This is a genomic window from Hoylesella marshii DSM 16973 = JCM 13450, assembly GCF_000146675.1.
Taxonomy (GTDB): domain Bacteria; phylum Bacteroidota; class Bacteroidia; order Bacteroidales; family Bacteroidaceae; genus Prevotella; species Prevotella marshii.
In genome coordinates this window covers 370,014-373,290 of sequence record NZ_GL397214.1, presented here as the reverse complement: position 1 = coordinate 373,290, position 3,277 = coordinate 370,014, and the positions used below count along the sequence as shown (strand labels likewise).

The 3,277-nt window shown below is 53.4% G+C and carries 3 protein-coding genes; all 3 read left to right on the top strand.

Annotated features, from left to right (window positions below; all coding sequences use genetic code 11):
- Positions 1 to 116: 116 nt before the first annotated feature.
- The 3 genes from HMPREF0658_RS11570 to HMPREF0658_RS01560 are packed head-to-tail and all read left to right on the top strand — an operon-like array spanning position 117 to position 3,192.
- Positions 117 to 287, top strand: a complete 171-nt coding sequence (locus HMPREF0658_RS11570) for a hypothetical protein (protein ID WP_006948077.1) — start codon at positions 117 to 119, stop codon at positions 285 to 287.
- Positions 288 to 306: 19 nt separating this feature from the next.
- Positions 307 to 2,964, top strand: a complete 2,658-nt coding sequence (locus HMPREF0658_RS01565) for a fimbrillin family protein (RefSeq protein ID WP_006948076.1) — start codon at positions 307 to 309, stop codon at positions 2,962 to 2,964.
- Between the two features lie 39 nt (positions 2,965 to 3,003).
- Complete coding sequence (locus tag HMPREF0658_RS01560) at positions 3,004 to 3,192, top strand: hypothetical protein (protein ID WP_006948075.1); 189 nt, start codon at positions 3,004 to 3,006, stop codon at positions 3,190 to 3,192.
- Positions 3,193 to 3,277: the final 85 nt, after the last annotated feature.

The following is a 3,277-nucleotide window of genomic DNA, read 5'->3' as shown; positions in this document are numbered from 1 at the left end:
TCCCCTATAAACAAAGGGCTCCAAGGAGTTCCCTTTGTTCCTCTTTTTATGTCTTTTTGCCAAGCGCAGAAAGGCGGAAATCAAACTAAATATTCATCATTAAACAAACCATTATTATGAGCAAGAATCAAGTAACCGTGCAGGACTACATTGCTCCTGCCATTGAAATTGTTAAGTTGCAGCAGGAGTATCACCTGCTTGCACAGAGTGAAATCAAGCCCAAGCCCGGAGGTCCTGAAGTGCACGACCCCGACGAGGACGAGGATGAAGAGATTGAATTTGAATAACAAGAAACAGTAAACAACAATGAAACAAGTAATGAAGACTTATTACCGTTCGACCGTCGCGCTCCTCGGCATGATGGCCGTACTGTCGTTCGGCGCCTGTGCCGACGACGATATCGTCAACGAGCGCAAGGACGTGAAAGACGGCCTTGGCTTTTCCGTGAGCGACATTCAGGATGCCACCGAAGACCAGACACGCGCCATCGCTACTCATCCCGAAGACTATGCCGTGCGGCAACTCGACTTCGCCGAAGCGGCCGGCAATGCCTGCTTGCAGGAAACCACCGTGCCGGGCGTCAACCCCGTGAAGCGCGACGCGGCCACCCGCTCCGATTTCCAGAATTCCATCGGCGCCCCGTTTGGTGCCTTTGCCTGCAAGAACGGCAGCGGTAAGCCCGACTTCTTCTACAACGAGAAGGTGAACGCCAACGGCAACATGGTTTCGCCCAAGGCATGGACGAGCGATGAGGCCAGCCTGCAGTTCTATGCCGTTTATCCGTTCGTAGAGAGCAGCAATCCCAATGTCAAACTGACACAGACAGTGGCGGGCGAACTCCCCTGCATAGACTTCACCACGCCCACCGACATCGCGAACCAGATAGACCTCATGACGGCCTCTACCCAAAACATCAACCACACGAATACGGGTGGTGGCGAACACGTCGTTCCGCTCACGTTCTACCACTCGCTCACGGCCATCCGCTTCGGCGTAGGCTCCAACCTCTCGTGGGCCAAGACCATCAAGAGCGTGGAGTTCCAAGGCGTTTACAGCAAAGGCCGCTACGACATCAAGACCAAAACGTGGAGCAACCAAAGCACCGCGCAGAACTATAAGCTCGACAACATCGGCGTATCCACCAGCGCGGCTGTAAACAACGTTATCCTGAAAGACGGCAACACCTTCCTGATGGTACCGCAAACCCTGCCCACAGGCGCGAAAATTGTTGTTACATTTAGCGACAACACCAGCGTCACCGCCAAGATAGAAGGCAAGAAATGGAAGCCCGGCACCACCAAAACCTATATGATAACGGAAAAGAACAGCAACTGGAACTACATCATCCAAACCACCAATCCTACGGCCGCCGCCTACAACGCCACGCAGACCGGCTACTACGGCATCAGCAGTTATCGCCAAGCTCCCGACGGCACGAAACGGCCGGTAGCATGGCGAGTGGTGAAATACCAAGAGAGCACCGACGGCGGTGTCACATGGAGTGCCGAGAGTGACACCAAGCCCGCCTGGCTCACCGGCCTAACTCTCACCCAGGGCAACGGCAGTACAGCTGCCCAGCAAGGCACAGCCACCGTGCAGAAAGCCCACACCACCATTGATAAACTCGCCCCGTACAACAAAGTCTTGCACGATGCCACGCCCAAGGGCAGCCCCACCAGCTATTACGACCTATCCACCCACGACTACAAGGGTAATGCGACCGCCCGCAATACCGCTAATTCTTACCTTATTTCTGCTCCCGGCTATTATAAGATTCCGCTGGTTTACGGCAACGCCATCAAGAACGGCAGCAATAATCCCAGCTCCTATACAAGTTCTGCACCACCGGTAATATACTATGGGAACGATATAATTCTCCATCATTTCAAGGATCACGCTGGTGTGGACATCAATAATCCTTGGATTACCCAAACCAACAGCGGGGCGAACGCACCCGACGGAGCCAAGATTGTATGGACCGACCAAAGCGGCATCGTCGAAGCCAGCAGTCTCGGCATTGAGGGTAGTGGAGCGAACGCTTTCGTTCACTTCCATGTACCACAGGACAAGATTAAGAACGGTAACGCTGTCATCGCCGTGACCAAGGGTGGCACCGTGGTATGGTCATGGCACTTGTGGTTCGACCACGATGACGTGCTCGACATTCTTCCGCCCATCACCAATTTCCAAGGCGTGAACTACAAGTTCACCAAGCAGACGCTCGGCTTTGCTTATCGCAAATGGGAGAGCACAACCTACGACAAGCCTCGTGTCGCCCGTGTCAAGGTGGAACAGACTATGACCAATGGCGGTGTCACGCAATTCGGCTACATTGACATCACGCAGAATCCTGGCAGCGTCAAGGAGTTCCACTCCACACTTTACCAGTTTGGCCGTAAGGATGCGTTCCCCGGCACGAATGCCATTGCCGATGGTTCGTTCAACAAGAATGCCGGCAACAATATGTCCATCACCAATGGTATTCAGCACCCGGAGAATTTCTACACTTGGGGTACTTCCTGGACGAGCAATCCTCCTACCGGTTACTCTTATTACAATCTTTGGTCAATGGACAACACAACAACCAAGTACAACGATAATGCCGTTGTCAAAACCATCTATGACCCTTGCCCTGTCGGCCTGAAAGTTCCCGCCTCCAATGCGTTCACCGGTTTCACGCCGGGTGGTCAGAATAGTGGTACTCCTAACATCGAGGGGAGTTGGGATATGGGGTATACTTTCAAGTCCAAGACAGGCACGAACACCGTATTCTTCCCTGCTTCAGGCTGGCGCTACTACAATGACGGTTTGTTGCACGACGTGGGCGAACGCGGTTTCTATTGGTCAGCCGTCCCATACATGGCGGGCAGCGGTTGCTGCTTTGTCTTCTACCCGGGCTTCACGTCCCCGATGAACAGATTCCAGCCGCCGTTCGGTATGGCGGCGCGTCCCGTGGCAGAGTAAATAGAGCGAAAATAGAAACAACGAACAAACAAATAAGAGATGAAATACAACCCCCATCACCTATCGGCGAAGCCCGCCCCGAAGCATTACGCCACCATCAGCCGCCGCTCGGCAGCAGAAAAGGAAGCCATGCGGCAACTCATGAAAACGACGCAAGCGCCGAAGCTGACGCAAGAAGAGGCGCAGGCGATAACCGACGGAATAAGCATATTGCCGGAAACAATGTAGAGACAGTCTCTAAATGCCTCCTCCTTCCCGCATAACGTGGAGAAAAAAAGAAAACGGATGAAAATCAGAGGCTTTGCGGCTTACC

Coding starts and splice junctions, on each gene's coding strand:
- HMPREF0658_RS01560 (WP_006948075.1), top strand. CDS start 3,004: ATGAAATACAACCCCCATCACCTATCGGCGAAGCCCGCCCCGAAGCAT.
- HMPREF0658_RS01565 (WP_006948076.1), top strand. CDS start 307: ATGAAACAAGTAATGAAGACTTATTACCGTTCGACCGTCGCGCTCCTC.
- HMPREF0658_RS11570 (WP_006948077.1), top strand. CDS start 117: ATGAGCAAGAATCAAGTAACCGTGCAGGACTACATTGCTCCTGCCATT.